The organism is Actinacidiphila paucisporea (assembly GCF_900142575.1).
GTDB lineage: Bacteria > Actinomycetota > Actinomycetes > Streptomycetales > Streptomycetaceae > Actinacidiphila > Actinacidiphila paucisporea.
The window spans coordinates 1-14,343 of sequence record NZ_FRBI01000034.1; the positions used below are offsets into that span (position 1 = coordinate 1).

The following is a 14,343-nucleotide window of genomic DNA, read 5'->3' on the forward strand; positions in this document are numbered from 1 at the left end:
AGGAGGCGCCGGCCTGGGTCAGGCACACCAGTGTGACCCGCTTGTCGGACGCGTCGCCCCGCCGTTCGACCAGGCCGGATTCTTCCAGCACCCGGACCAGGGTCGTCATCGCGGGCTGGGTGACGCCCTCGACCGCGGCCAGATCGGTGATGCGCCGCGGGCCGGTCCGGTCCAGGGTGGCCAGGGTCGCGGCGGACGTCAGGCTCATGTCCCGGGGCAGGCGTCTCGCGGCCCTGGTGGCCAGGCGGTAGAGGGCTGCCCCGATGGCGGCGGACGCGCCAGGAGCGGTGTCGTGACGACTCATGCTCAAAGCATAACAGTTTTATATTTAGAATCTATGGAGATGGCCGACTGGCGCGGGAGGCTTCGACCGATGGGCGTTGTCCCGTGCCGTCGAACCCTCACCGGACGGCAGCGGAGTACGACCCGCCGCACCCCGAACTGGGCTTACCTCTGGGGAAACTGCATGTAGGGGCGGGAAACGGTGGGAAGTGCGGGGACGGGGCAATCAAGGTGTTGTGGAACTCGCGGATCGGTGCCGTCCCGGGATTGGGCGTAACGGTGCGGTGCGGGCATGGGGAGACCTGGCGACAGCGGGCACCCGGGCACCCCTTGTGCGCCCCGCCGACCGCTCACCCAGCCCCGTCAGCGACGGTACGCCGAGGAGACGTAGCCGCTACCGCGCACCTTCGGGCCACGCCGGAGCGCCGCGCCCGACTGAAGTGTCGCCGGGCGTCTGATCCCTTCCCGCCCGGCCCCCGGCATCGTGCGTTCAGCCGGCGCCGGTTGTGGTCCGCACGCAGCGGCGGCCTCGTCCTGTAGCGCCCTCCGCCTGGCTACCCGGACGGAGGCAGGGCCTGCACGCCTGAACCCCGCCGCGTGCCTCCGACGAGCCGGCTCACGCTGACTGCGGTGTTACGGCGGCGGTGACAGGGGCGACGACGCCGGCGAAGCGCCCGGGGAACGTGGTGAGGAGCAGGGCCCACGACGGGGCACCTCCCACGGCCATGGCCACAGTCGGGAGACTGGTGAGCGCGGCGGTGCCCGGCAGCTGCGCGACGACGTGAGCCGTCGTACCGCGACGTCCGCCTTGCAGGCAGGCACCGGCGGCCGCCTCGTCTCGCCTCGCCCGTGCGCCGGTCCAGCTGCCCGCCCTGCCGTCGGCCTCCAGCCGCCGATCGGCAGCGACGCCGTTCGGCACCCACCGCCTGCCGTCCCCAGTGACGGGGAGGCGCCAGCTGTGCGACCACAGTCTCCACAGCTCCGCCGCCGGCTGCTGGTCTCCATCCCCCGGTCCGGGTTCGTGCATCCGTCGGCCCGTCTCCTGTACGGTCGGCCGCGCGCCACCGCTTCCCGCCATGTCGTTGTGTTGCCCGCCGGGCCGCACCAATCCGCGAGGCGAGGCGAGACGAGGCGCTGCTCGGCGTCAGCCTGGGCGTACGGCTGCCGCCGCCTGCGGTTGCCTGGTCGGATGTGACTCGGTGATCGCTCCCGGGGGCGATTACAGTGCCTTTGCGAAGCGGTCGGCCGCACGAAGCAATGTGGTCCACGAGGCTGGGGCCCAGGGTGGGGGAGTACAGCATGAGGACACGTTTGCTCGCGGTGTGCGTGGCTACTGCGGCGGCCTTGGGAGGTGTAGCGGGCTGCTCATCCGGCCGGGCCGGCCGGCCGCACGCCGCGCGGCCGTCTTCTGTCCCCATCTCGGCCTCCCCGGTGCCCACGACCGCCAGTCCGGACAGTGTCAGGCTCACTTCGCTGATGCAGCGACTCGCGGCGTGGAGCGACGACCACCAATCGGTGACCGCCATCGAGAACGTGGTCTTCGACGGCCGCAAGACCCGCTACGACGGGCTGTTCACCTGGAGCGCCCAGCCGGCCATGGACGTGCGTGCCCCGACGGCGCAACTGGGCCTGCAGCACCTGCACTCGGCTGACAAGACCGAAGTGCTGCTGGTCGGCGACCGCTACTACTACCGCGTCGACCCGCAGCCCAGCGGACCGCTCAAGGGCCGGCACTGGATGCGTACGCCGCTACCGAAGTCCGCCGACGGCAGTGATACGGCCACCCGCGGGCTGCAGGTCAACCCCGAGGACGGCCTGCGCATGCTGCCCGACGCCACCGGCTGGACGGACCTGGGCGAAGAGAACCTCGACGACACGGTCGCCAGGCACTACAGAGGCACAGTCACCCGCGCGGCGCTGTCCGCCGACAGCCGGCTGGTGCAAGCGGTGGGCACCTCGCCCTCCGCCTTGCTGGCGGGCGCCGACAGCGCGGAGCTGGACGTATGGTCCGGCTCCGACGGCAAGCCGGTCCGCTGGGTCACGACACTGGGAACCGGCCGGTCCGTCGCCGTCGACCTCTTCGACTTCGGTGGTCCGCGGACCATCACTCCACCCGCCGCGCGGGACACCACGGACGCGGCCCTGATCCCCGGATCACCCACGATGCCCTGAGCGCCACTCCGCCCACCCGCGGCTCAGCCATCAGCTACCCAACCCGTCCTCGTCGAGGCCCCCGCGATTGCCGAGGCCACCCGCCCCCTGGAGAATGCGCCGCCGCCGCTGGGCGGGAAGGGGGCGAGCGACTGCTGTCGGTGGTCACTGTCTCCCGCGAGTAGGGGCCGAGCGCCCAGTGGCGAAATAGGTGTGCAGACCATCTGTCCCTCTGCCAGGATGACCGGCCATGACCGCAGCGCGGGCTACCGCCCTCTTCGACGAAGTGGCCGCGGTATTTGACGAGGTACTGCCGTTCTTCACCGGGTTCGGCCAACAGCACATGGAGTGGCTCGCTCCGGTGCACGGTACCCGTGTCCTCGACCTGGGCGCCGGGCGTGGCGCCCTGACCGCGGCCGCGCTCGCCCGCGGCTGCCAGGTGACGGCGGTGGACTGCGCCCCTGGCATGATCGAGCGGATCTCGATCCAGCACCCGCAGGTTCGTGAAGCGCGGGTGATGGACGCTCACCAGCTGGACTTCCCCGACAGCTGCTTCGACCTGGTCTGTGCGGGATTCGTCGTCCACCTGCTCGATGATCCGGCTGTGGCGGCCCAGGAGATCCGTCGAGTCCTCACTCCCGGCGGGGTGTTCTCCTTCTCCGTCCCCGGCGCGGTCGAGGACGCGCCGGAGTGGGAGTTCTACGGTGCCCTCTTCCGCGAGTTCCAGCCCCGGATACCCGTCGGCGAAGGACGGCTCAGCCGACCCTTGGACGAGGAGCAGTTCCTCGCGACAGCGGGGTTCACCAGCGTCAGTGAGACCGCCATCGAGCAGCGCCTTCCCGTCCCCGACGCCGACACGTTCTGGAACTGGGGGCTCTCGCACGGCTCCCGCGCCTTCATCGACGCCCAGCGACCGCTCTCCGAGGAGCCCCGGATGGTGTTGCAGCCTGAAGATGACGCCCCGATGTCCGCACGAGTCGAGCTCCGACCTCCCACCGCCAGGAGCAAAGGTTGCCTCCTGCCGGAGCGGAGCACCACGCTCTGCCAGGAGTATGCGGCCGGTGGACAGCCGGAAGTCATGCTGTCCACCGGCCGCTGTACGGGGAGGTGGTGTTCACCGGACGGCTCTCACCGGCTCCATTTCTGGTTGGTGCCGCCGTTGCAGGTCCAGATCTCCAGCAGGGTGTTGTCGGCGGTGCCGTGGCCGGTGGCGTCCAGGCATTTCCCCGAGCCGGTGTTGACGACCGTGCCGTCCGAGCGCAGGTTCCACTGCTGGGCACTGGTGCCGTTGCAGTCGTAGATCTGCACTGGTGTGCCGTCGGCGGTTCCCGACGTGCGGACGTCCAGGCACTTGGTGCCGTAGACGGTCAGGCGCCCGGAGGTGTCGCTTGTCCAGGACTGGTTGGCCGCGCCGTTGCAGTCCCACAAAGCCACCTGCGTGCCGTTGGTGTGGCTCGCTGCGGGGACGTCCACGCAGCGCGAGGATTCCTGTCCGCGAAGGACGCCGGTGGTGCCGGGCGGTGGCGCGCTGGTGGTGCCCAGGGCGGCGACCAGGGCCTCGGCCGCGCTCGCCTGGGTGGTGGGCGTCCACAGGGCGAACGGCCCGACAAAGGAGTTGCCTTGCTGGCCGGCGCCGTTGGTGTCGTTGGCGAGGATCGAACTGGCGGTAGTGGCGAGGAAGGTGTCGTACTGGGTGCTCTTGGTCGCGGTGGCCAGGGCTCGCAGGTAGCGGGCGAAGATGCCCTTGAACGCCGAGCCGTCGCCGGTGCAGTTGGGTTCGCACCCGTCGTAGAGCACGCCGTTGTGGTTGAACCGTGAGACTGCGGCGTCGGCGATCGTCTTCGCCGTGGTCACCAGTGAGGTGTCGCCGGTGGCCCGGGACTGCTCGATGAGTCCCTGGAGGATGACGCCCTGGTTGTACGAGTAGTTCGCCGTGCTGAAAGTGCAGTTGGGGACGTTGAGGCCGTCACGGACGAGGTTGCCGTTGATGAGACCCGAGTTCTTGAACCAGTTCCACTCGGCGGTGGCCCAGCCGCCGTAGGTGGTGTCGCCGGGAATGCGGTTGTGGAGCCCGGCGGTGGCGGCGAGGAAGAGTTCGTTGGCGATCGAGGCTTTGTACTGCTTGGCGGTGCTCCAGTAGACGCCGCCGCCGCAGGCGGAGTCCCAGTAGCTGTGCATGTAGTTGGTGGTCGTCCTGGCCATGTTCAGGTAGCTGGTGTTGCCGGTGATGTCGTAGGCCTGGAGCCAGACCAGGGCCCACCAGCCGGTGTCGTCGATGTAGTCGTTGGTGAAGTTGCTGTTCTTGGCGAAAGCGCCGGAGATGGCGTAGTCGTACTGGGTGTCGCCGGTGGCCTGGTGGTAGGTCATCACGGTGCTCAGGGAGACTGCCGAGGTCCACCAGCCGCCTGCGTCGATCCGGCCGTTGTTCGCGTCGTAGGACTGCATCAGGACCGCGATGCTGTTGCCCGCCGGGGTGGGCGCGGCCTGCGCGCTGGTGGTGCCCGAAACCAACAGCAGCATGCTGAGCAGGGCGACCACTGCTCGCGCTGTCCACTGTCTGAGGGAAAGTGCGGTCATCGTTCTTCTCTCCTCGTGGGGGGTGTTGCCTGAGGGCTCGATGGGGGGCGCCCTCCCTGCGGCCCGGTGAGACGACCCCGGACGGGGGAGGTCTCACCGGGCCGCGGCCGGACAGCGGTCAGGAGGGGAGGTTCCAGCGCTGTGCGTTGGTGTTGTTGCAGTCGAATATCTGCAACTGTGTGCCGTCGTTGGTGCTGGAGTTGGGGATGTCGAGGCAGCGGCCCGACTGCGGGTTGACCAGGGCCTTGGTGCCGGAGTTGTAGGTCCACTTCTGGTTGTTGCCGCCGTTGCAGTCCCACAGTTCGATCAGGGTGCCGTTGGCGGTGGCGCCGCTGCCGGTGACCTCCACGCACTTGCCCACCATCTGCAGGGTGCCGTCGGTGCCCTTGGTGACCTGCTGGGCAGTGGAGTTGTTGCAGCTCCAGATCTGGATCTTGGTGCCGTTGGTCGTCGAGCCGGTGTTGTCGTCGATGCACTTGCCGGCGTTGTCCGAGGTGACCGGTCCGGTGGAGCCCACCGGCGGTCCCGGGGGCTTGGCGCCGCCGTTGCCGTTGTAGGACGGCGGCGCGGAGGAGGCGGCGGTGGCCCAGTTGGTGTTGGCGCTGGTGCCGAGGGTGAGGTTGAGCGTGCCTCCGCTGCTGGCGAAGGAGGGCGGCAGGTAGGCGTTGTTCCAGTTGGCGCCGTTGAGGGTGGCGCTCTGGACGTAGGGCGCGTTGTCGGCGGCGGCGGGGGCGTTGACCAGGATGTGGCCGCCGCTGCCCAGGGTCACGTCGACGGATGTGAACAGCGGGCTGCCCAGGGCGAGGTCTGCGGTGCCGGGGGTCTCGGGGTAGAAGCCCATCGCGGAGAAGACGTACCAGGCGCTCATGGTGCCCAGGTCGTCGTTGCCGACGCCCCAGTTGGCCGGATTGTTCGGCCAGAGCTGGTCCTGGACCTGGCGGACGATCTTCTGCGTCTTCCAGGGCTGGCCGACGTAGTCGTACTCCCAAGGCAGTTCGACGGAGGGTTCGTTGCCGAGGTCGGCGTGCGCGCCGCCGGAGCCGTGGAGGTCAGACAGGACGCTGTCGAGGTAGGCGGCGTACTTGGCGTTGCCGCCCATCGCGTCGGCCAGGCCGCGGATGTTGTGCGGGACCGCGCCGGTGTATTGCCAGGACGTGCCCTCGACGAACTGGTCGCTGCTGGTCGGGTTGAAGCCGGACTTCCAGGAGCCGTTGGCCTGCTTGGGCTGGATGAAGCCACTGGAGGGGTTGAACTCGTTCTTCCAGTCCTGCGCGCGGTTGGCGAACTGCGACTGGGTGGTCGTGTCCCCGAGCGCGCCGGCGAAGGCGGAGGTCGCGAAGTCCTGCGCGCTGTATTCGAGCAGGGTCGCGGCCGAGCCGTAGAAGTCCTTGGGGTAGGCCCCGTCCGACGGCAGGTAGCCGTACTTGGTCTGCAGGTCCAGGCCCATCCGGATCGGGTTGCTGGTGGTGCCCTCCTTGACCATGGCGGCCTTGGCGGTCGCGGTGTCGAAGTTCCGGGCGCCGAAGGCGTAGTAGTCCGCGACGACGGCCGGGCCCGGATCGCCGTTCATCACCTGGGTCTCGGCGGAGTTGAGCGACCACTTGGGGAAGAACCCGGCCTGCGTGTAGTCGTTGACCAGCGACTGCGCGCTGTCACTGGCCTGCTGGGGAGCGACGAGCGCCTCCAGCTGCGCCTGAGTGCGGTAGATGTCCCAGCCGGAGTAGGTGCCGTACTGGGCCTTCTGGTTGCCGGAGACCGTGTGCACCTGGTGGTCGAAGCCCCAGTAGCGGCCGTCGCTGTCGCTCAGCAGGTTCGGGTGCAGCAGCGAGTGGTAGAGCGAGGTGTAGAACACCTTCTGCTGGTCAGAGGTGCCGCCGCTGATCGCGACCTTGTTCAGTACCGCGTTCCACGCGTTGTGCGCGGCGGTGCGGGTGCCGTTGAAGTCCCAGCCGCCGTTCTCCGCCGCCCTGTTGGCGGTTGCTCCGGCGATCGATACGTAGGACAGGCCGACCTTGGCCTGCACGGTGCGGTTGTTCGTGGTGTTGAAGGTGACCGAATCACCGCCGTTGAAGGTGCCGTTGCCCGTCATCGGCTGGTCGAAGACCATGTCGAAATAGGCGGTGTAGGACGGCGCCGAGGCACAGAACAGCCCGGCGTCCACCGAACCGCTGACCTCGGTGCTGCTGACCCGGTTGAAGTGCAGGTTGGTGGCCTTGTCCGCGTTCAGCTTGAACAGCAGATTGGCCTGCGTGCTGGCGGGAAAGGTGAACCGCGCCATGCCCGAGCGGGCCGTGGCGGTCAGCTCGGTCTGCACGCCGTTGCCCAGGGTCACCGCGTACGCGCCCGCGCTCGCCGACTCGTTGCTGTGGCTGAACGTCTGGGTCGCGCCGCCGTCGACGGTGCCGATCGTCGGCAGCACCGGGATGTCTCCCATCGCGCCGCAGCCGGGACCGGAGATGTGGTTGAGGCTGAACCCGGTGACAACGTTGTCGGAGTAAGCGTAGTTACCGCCGGGCGGCCGGGAACTCGTATCGGGACTCCACGACACCATTCCGAACGGGGTGTCGGCTCCGGGGAAGGTGTTGCCGCCGTTGGACGTGCCCAACAGCGGGTTGACCAGAGAGGCGGGATCGGTCACCCCGGCCGGCGTGGCGGCGTGCGCGGCGGTGGTGGGGGCGGCGAGGCCCAGGAGAAGGAGGCAGCTCGCCAGGGGGATACGCCATCGCTTCATTTCGCGGCTCCAGGTGCGGACGGCACGGCTCTTGCTGCGCCGGTGGGGTGAGACCCGCACAGCAAAGGGCAGTCCCGGAAGGCGTGTCAACGCAATGGACCAAAATAGCGAACATGACTCAACAGACATCGGAGCAAAGGCGTTTGAACGTGAGGGGGTGTTATCGCCCTGTGGCTCCCGCAGTGCCCGACGCCGGCGCGACGCCCTCTCGTCGCTGCTTTTCCGCACCTTGCCCGCAGGTCAGAACGGGTGAGCACTGGTCGGTGGCGCCAGGGGGAGGACCGGGTGAAGGTGCCCCGCGATACCGCCGATCCCTGGGCGTGGGAGCGCGACCGCGTCGACGGCGCGGATGGCGCTGGACGGCCGAGCGGTCCGACCATATGTCCAGACCATTGACGGGACTATGGTCGCTGGCTAGTTTCAGAGAGCGCTCTCTCCCTGCTGTCAGCGCAGTTCGCCGCATCGGGCCGGGTGCCGGGGGAGCTCTTTGGTAGCTGAAAAGCACGCCTCATACCCACCTGGGCAGGGTGTTGATCAGCCCTCTGGGTAGAGGGGTCGGTGTGCGTTCCTGTAGCGCTCCAACCGGCTTGCTGACTGGGTGAGTTCGGCGACAGTTGTTTGTTTCTGTCTTCTTGTCAGGGGCCTTGACTGGCAAATGAACATGACAGCACACTGTGCGCCAATCCCTCAGTAAAGGATGTCACTTATGTCACGACTATGGAAGCTTGCCCCCTTATGGGTATTGGCGCTCCTTGCGGCAGTTCTTGCGGTCAGCAGCGTTCCCGCCCAGGCGGCGACCACGTCGATCACGGTGGACGGCAGCCAGAGCGGCCGGACATTCGACGGAATCGGCGCGATCAGTGGTGGCGGCGGCAACTCCCGCCTGCTGCGCGACTATCCGGCCGCGCAGCAGGCGCAGATCCTCGACTACCTGTTCAAGCCCGGCTACGGCGCGAACCTGCAGCAGCTGAAGATCGAGATCGGCGGCGACGCCAACTCGACCGACGGCTCGGAGCCCTCGATCGAACACAGTCGCGGGGTGATCAACTGCAACGCCGGCTACGAGTTCTGGCTCGCGGAGCAGGCCAAGGCGCGCAACCCCAACATCGGCCTGTACGGGCTTGCGTGGGCCGCGCCGGGTTGGATCAACGGCGGCTTCTGGTCGACCGACACCATCAACTACCTCATCTCCTGGCTCGGCTGCGCCAAGCAGCACGGCCTCAGCATCAACTACCTCGGCGGCTGGAACGAACGCGGCCACGACGCCAACTGGTACATCCAGCTGCGCTCGGCGCTCAACAACGCCGGCTACTCCGGGGTGAAACTCGTCGCAGACGACTCCGGTTGGGGTGTGGCCGACGACATGGCCAACAACTCGGCGTTCAACAACGCGGTCTCCGTCATCGGTGCGCACTACTCGTGCAACGGCGGTGACGGCGGCGACGCCAAGACCTGCTCCAGCACCACCACGGCGAAGAACAACGGCAAGCCGCTGTGGGACAGCGAGAACGGCTCGCAGGACATGAACACCGGCGCTCCGGCGCTGATCCGAGCCATCACCCGTGGCTACATCGACGCGAAGATGGTCAGCTACTTCAACTGGCCGCTCCTGGCGGCCATCTACCCCAACCTGCCGTACGACACCGTGGGCCTCGCCACTGCCAACTCTCCCTGGTCCGGCCACTACGACATCGGCGCCAGCACCTGGGCCACCGCTCAGGTCACCCAGTTCACCCAGCCCGGCTGGAAGTTCATCGACTCCGCCTCCGGATACCTGGGGGGCAACGAGAACAACGGCACCTACGTGACGATCAAGTCGAACACCGGCTCGGACTACTCCACGGTCCTGGAGACCACGACCTCAACCGGGTCGCAGACGGTGAACGTCTCGGTCAAGGGCGGCCTGTCCACCGGGACCGTCCACGTGTGGGCGACCAACGTCAACAACCCGAGCAGTGCGACGTCGTTCGTCCACACCCAGGACATCACGCCGAACAACGGCTCGTACTCGCTGACCATGCAGCCCGGGTACGTCTACACCGCCACCACCGTCGGCAGCGCCGGCAGGGGCACCGCTACTGCTCCGGCTGCTCACGCGCTCGCGCTGCCCTACTCCGACAACTTCGACAACGTTGTCTCCGGGGGCGAGGCGACGTACCTCTCCGACATGCAGGGCTCGTTCGAGGTCCAGCCGTGCACCGGCCGCTCGGGTCAGTGCGTGCAGCAGATGGCGCCGGTCAAGCCGATCGAATGGCAGGACGACTCCGACTCCTACGCGCTGATCGGTGACACGAGCTGGTCGAACTACACCGTCAGCTCGGATGTCTACCTGCGCGGTGCCGGCACCACCGAGCTGCTCGGCCGGGCGAACACCCAGCAGCGCCCGCAGTCGCACATGAACGCGTACTACCTGCGCATCCGCGACACCGGCCAGTGGTGGATCGAGAAGATGTACACCGACGGGTCCAACCACACCCTGGCCACCGGGACCACCACCGCGCTGGGCACCGGGACCTGGCACAACCTCTCGCTGACCTTCCAGGGCTCGACGATCAGCGCCAAGCTCGACGGAAACCAGTTCGGTTCGGTCACCGACGCCTCCTTCCAGACCGGGCAGGCCGGCCTGGGCATCCAGGGCTACCGCACCGACCAGTTCGACAACCTGTCCATCACCCCCGGTACGGGCGGCGGCACCGGCGGGGCCACCGGACCGGTCACCTCGGCGATCAACGCGGGCAAGTGCCTGGACGACTACACCGGTTCGACCACCGCCGGCGCAGTGGTGGACCTGTGGGACTGCAACGGCACCGGCGCACAGCAGTGGACGGTGTCGAACGGCTCGGTCAAGGCGAACGGCCTGTGCCTCGATGTGGTCGGAAACGGCACCGCCAACGGCTCGCTGGTGGACCTGTGGACCTGCAACGGGGCCGGCAACCAGCAGTGGACGGTGAGCAACGGCACCCTGGTCAATCCCGCATCCGGACGCTGCCTCGACGTCCCCGGGTTCACCACCACCAACGGCACGCAGCTCGACATCTGGGACTGCAACAACGGCGCCAACCAGAAATGGAACCTCCCCACCGGATGACTCCGCGCGTTCGCCTGGATGAACACAGTCGAGGCTGCGGGGGCTGACGCGGGCCGGGCGTGCGTCGAGGCACGACGCACGCCCGGCCCGCCACCCACGCCCGCCTCATGGCAGGACCAGAAAGAATCCCGTCACTATCTTTTGCACCCCCACACAGCAGGAGAAGACGTGAGGTATGACAAGGCAGGTCTGATTGTCGCGATGACGGCTGCGCTCGGCCTGGGCGCGACACTGCCCGCGATGGCCGGCACAGCTGTGACCGGGCCCCGGGCCGCAGCGGCCCCCGCGCCGCTGCGGGTGATGCCGCTGGGTGACTCGATCACCTGGGGTGTCGGCAGCCCGTCCGGCAACAGCTACCGGGGCTTCCTGTGGAACGAGCTGGCGGCCGAGGGGCACACCCTGGACTTCGTCGGCTCGGGCCGCAACGGCCCGATGTCCGACCCGGACAACGAGGGCCACTCCGGCTGGCGGATCGACCAGATCGCGGGCATCGCCGACTCCGTCCTGGCGCAGTACCGGCCGAACGTGGTCACCCTGGAGATCGGCACCAACGACCTGAATGGGAACTACCAGCCCACCACGGCCAGCGACCGGCTCAGCACGTTGATCGACCAGATCACCCGGGACGCGCCCGACGCGACCGTCCTGGTCGGCACCCTGATCGTCTCCACCGCCACGACCGAGGAACAGTACCGGGCGGACTTCAACGCCAAGCTCCCCGGCATCGTCTCCGCCAAGCAAGCCGCCGGCAAGCACGTCCGCCTGGTCGACATGAGCGCGCTGACCCCGTCGGACCTGTCGGACGCTCTGCACCCCAACGACAACGGCTTCAGCAAGATGGCCGACGCCTTCAACGCCGGTGTGCAGGCGGCGGACAGCGCCGGATGGATCAAACCCCCGGTCGCCGCCGGCGGTCCGATCCGGTCCGGTGTCGCCGGAAAGTGCCTGGATGTCAACACCGGCAGCAGCGTCAACGGAACCGCCGCCCAGATCTGGGGCTGCAACGGGACCGGTGCCCAGTCCTGGGCCGCCTCCCCGGACGGGACGCTGCACGCACTGGGCAAGTGCCTCGACGTCACCGGCGCCGGCACGGCGAACGGCACCAAGGTCGAGATCTGGGACTGCAACGGCGGCGCCAACCAGCAGTGGCAGCCGTACAACGGCGGCTACCGCAACCCGGTTTCCGGCCGCTGCCTCGACGACCCCGCTGCCTCCACCACCGACGGTACGCAAGCGGTGATCTGGGACTGCAACGGCGCCGCGAACCAGCAGTGGTCCGCCCCGGGAGCCTGACCGGCCCGAACACACAGCACACCGTGCGGCAGGGCCGATGGCGAACACCGGTCCTGCCGGCATCCCGACTTCGCAAGGAGCACAGCGTGTTCGGAACCACCCATCCCAGAAGGCGACGCCCTTTGCCCGTGGCCCTCATAGCGCTGCTCGCAGCTGTCGCCGCCCTGGTGGCCATGCTGACGACCAGCGCGGTCACCGCTTCTGCGGCCACCGGCACACCGGTGACCGGCACCGCCTCCGGGCGGTGCCTGGACGTGATCGGACAGAGTACGTCCTCCGGCGCGGGCATCAACATCTACGACTGCAACGGCCAGGCCAACCAGGCGTGGACCTTCACCGCAGCCGGGGAGCTGCGGGTCTACGACAACCCGATGTGCCTCGACGTCGTCGGCCAGTCCACCACCGCCGGCGCGAAACTCCAGATCTATCCCTGCAACGGCGGCGCCAACCAGCAGTGGAAGATCAACAGCAACGGCACCATCTCCGGAGTGCAGTCCGGGCTCTGCCTCGACGTCGTAGGCGCGGCCACCGCGAACAGCTCGCTGGTGGACCTGTGGACCTGCAACGGCGGCGGCAACCAGCAGTGGAAGACCACCGCGGGCGACACCCAGCCCCCCACTGTCCCGGGGAACCCCCGGGTGAGCGACCTGCTGTGCGACTCGGTGACCTTCGGCTGGAGCGCCGCGAGCGACAACACCGGCGTGGCCTTCTACGACGTCTACCACGACGGCCAGCTGATCAAATCGGTCAGCGGCAGTACTCTCTCGACCAGCCTGACCGTCGTCCCCGGAGTGACCTGGGGGCTGTACGTCAATGCCCGTGACGCCGCAGGCAACGTCTCCCAGGCCAGTTCCACGGTGCCGGTCACACCACCGCAGTGCCAGGTCGACACCCAGGCACCGACCGCGCCCGGCAACCTCACGGGGTCCGTCTCGGGCACCACGGTCACCCTGAACTGGTCGGCGGCCACCGACAACGTCGCGGTGAAGTACTACGACATCTACCGCGGCACCGCCAAGGCCGGCACCGTCACCGCCAACGGGGCGACCCCGCCGGCGACGACGTTCATCGACAGCGGACTGACCGCGAACACCACCTACACCTACTACGTAGTGGCCCGCGATGCCCAGGCCAACGTCTCCGCCCACAGCAACGCCGTCAGTGTGAAGACCGGCGCCGCATGCGGCAGCCCGGTGTGCGCGGTCACCCAGATCGCCAGCGACACCGACATCCCCTGGGGCCTGGTCACCCTCCCGGACGGCACGATCCTGTACAACCGGCGCGACGCGCACGACATCATCCACCTCAACCCCGTCACGGGCGCGAAGACCACGGTGGGCACCGTGCCCAACGTCGAGAACACCGACGGCGAGGGCGGCCTCACCGGCCTTGCCATCTCCTCCGGCTACGCCAGTGACCACTGGCTGTACATCATGCACACCTCACCCACTGACAACCGGATCGTGCGGATCAAGCTGGAGGACGACAAGCTCACCCTGAGCAGTGAGCAGGTCCTGCTCTCCGGGATCCTGCGCAACAAATTCCACGACGGCGGCCGGCTGCGCTTCGGCCCCGACGGGAAGCTCTACGCCTCCACCGGCGACGCGCAGAACGGCGACAACGCGCAGAACAAGAACGGCCTCAACGGCAAGATCCTGCGGCTGAACCCCGACGGCACCGTCCCCTCGGACAACCCGTTCGGCAACTACGTGTGGAGCTATGGCCACCGCAATCCCCAGGGCCTGGCGTTCGATTCCCAGGGACGGCTGTGGGAGCAGGAGTTCGGCAACGCGATCATGGATGAGACGAATCTGATCACCATGGGCGGCAACTACGGCTGGCCCGCCTGTGAAGGCACCAGCGGCACCTGCGGGACCGCCGGATACATCGCGCCCAAGTACACCTACCCCACCGCGGACGGCTCCTGCTCCGGTATCGCCATCGTGCGCGATGTCCTCTACGTGGCCTGCGAGCGCGGCACCCGGATGTACCGCGAGGTCATATCCGGCACCGACCTGACAAACGTGCAGACCTACTTCAACGGCACCTACGGGCGGCTGCGCACCGTCGAACCCGCGCCCGACGGCGGCCTGTGGCTCACCACCAGCAACGACGGCGACAAGGACAGCATCCCCAACAACAGCAACGAGAAGCTCTTCCACGTCACCCTCGGCTGATCCCGTGCCCGGCCCGCCGACGCGTCCGCACGTCGGCGGGCCGG

7 protein-coding genes and 1 pseudogene are annotated in these 14,343 nt (G+C 68.2%); 5 read left to right on the forward strand and 3 right to left on the reverse strand.

Translation table 11 applies throughout. The features are described from left to right. A partial coding sequence (locus tag BUE44_RS31730; protein ID WP_143172635.1) for a MarR family winged helix-turn-helix transcriptional regulator occupies positions 1-208 on the reverse strand: 208 nt, incomplete at its 3' end. Positions 209-1,758: 1,550 nt separating this feature from the next. Here BUE44_RS31730 and BUE44_RS31740 point away from each other — a divergent pair. Both BUE44_RS31740 and BUE44_RS38995 read left to right on the forward strand, forming a co-directional pair. After that, entirely contained in the window at positions 1,759-2,454 is a 696-nt protein-coding gene (locus tag BUE44_RS31740) for a hypothetical protein (protein ID WP_073502481.1), read from the forward strand. A 322-nt stretch (positions 2,455-2,776) separates the two neighbouring features. Continuing rightward, positions 2,777-3,100 (forward strand): annotated as a pseudogene (locus BUE44_RS38995) (class I SAM-dependent methyltransferase); the annotation flags it as partial. A 461-nt stretch (positions 3,101-3,561) separates the two neighbouring features. Here BUE44_RS38995 and BUE44_RS39000 read toward each other — a convergent pair. Together BUE44_RS39000 and BUE44_RS31755 are read right to left on the reverse strand one after the other, a co-directional pair. Continuing rightward, on the reverse strand, positions 3,562-5,010 hold the full coding sequence (locus BUE44_RS39000; RefSeq protein ID WP_073502482.1) for a glycoside hydrolase family 76 protein: 1,449 nt from the start codon (positions 5,008-5,010) through the stop codon (positions 3,562-3,564). A gap of 118 nt (positions 5,011-5,128) precedes the next feature. Further along, positions 5,129-7,741: a lectin gene (locus BUE44_RS31755; RefSeq protein ID WP_079190269.1), complete on the reverse strand. Its 2,613-nt coding sequence runs from the start codon at positions 7,739-7,741 to the stop codon at positions 5,129-5,131. An 811-nt stretch (positions 7,742-8,552) separates the two neighbouring features. Here BUE44_RS31755 and BUE44_RS31760 point away from each other — a divergent pair. The 3 genes from BUE44_RS31760 to BUE44_RS31770 all read left to right on the forward strand — a co-directional run bounded on the left by BUE44_RS31760 (position 8,553) and on the right by BUE44_RS31770 (position 14,299). Then, positions 8,553-10,829: a ricin-type beta-trefoil lectin domain protein gene (locus BUE44_RS31760; RefSeq protein WP_235002666.1), complete on the forward strand. Its 2,277-nt coding sequence runs from the start codon at positions 8,553-8,555 to the stop codon at positions 10,827-10,829. A gap of 201 nt (positions 10,830-11,030) precedes the next feature. Beyond that, positions 11,031-12,122, forward strand: coding sequence for an SGNH/GDSL hydrolase family protein (locus BUE44_RS31765; protein WP_073502484.1), 1,092 nt, complete (start codon positions 11,031-11,033; stop codon positions 12,120-12,122). Between the two features lie 128 nt (positions 12,123-12,250). Beyond that, positions 12,251-14,299: a PQQ-dependent sugar dehydrogenase gene (locus tag BUE44_RS31770; RefSeq protein ID WP_200804586.1), complete on the forward strand. Its 2,049-nt coding sequence runs from the start codon at positions 12,251-12,253 to the stop codon at positions 14,297-14,299. Positions 14,300-14,343 lie beyond the last annotated feature (44 nt).